This is a genomic window from Vibrio sp. 704 (genome assembly GCF_033339295.1).
Genome location: NZ_JAWOUH010001098.1, coordinates 1 through 502, shown reverse-complemented (window position 1 = coordinate 502; position 502 = coordinate 1). Strand labels below are relative to the sequence as shown.

The 502-nt window shown below is 43.4% G+C and carries 1 protein-coding gene; it reads left to right on the top strand.

Features of this window, described 5'->3' with window-relative positions; genetic code table 11:
* Positions 1-320, top strand: a 320-nt coding sequence (locus R7R24_RS30850; RefSeq protein WP_318120736.1) for a LytTR family DNA-binding domain-containing protein, incomplete at its 5' end; no start/stop codon positions are given.
* Positions 321-502 lie beyond the last annotated feature (182 nt).

Below are 502 nucleotides of genomic sequence, written 5' to 3'. Positions count from 1 at the left end.
TTAAAGCCACGCAAGGTGACGATATTCATCTCATCGCGACGTCTGATGTGCTGTATTTCAAAGCGGAAGAAAAATACGTTTCGGTGTATGCACAGCAAGGGAAGGGGGAAGTGCAAGAATATTTGATCCGCACATCGCTCAAAGAGTTGATTGGGCAGCTAAACCCAGAGCAGTTTTGGCAAGTGCATCGCTCAAGCGTGGTGCAAGTGTCTAAAATCATTAAAGTAAACAAAGACTTTGCAGGAAGAATGTTTGTTTATGTTGGTGAAACTAAGTTGCCAGTGAGCCGCGCTTCTCAAAGTTTGTTTAAAGGCATGTAACTTTTCCCTAATCCGTTGCTGCTCACTCTTTACACTGTAAACTCGCCCCACATCATCTAAATTATCAAGGAAGATAAATGAGTTATCGTGTGACTTTATTGAATGCGACGGGAGCGTTGTCTCCTGTTGCTGACTATTTGTATGAACAGCTGAATAGCCTGAGTCTGCAACTCGCCGATCAT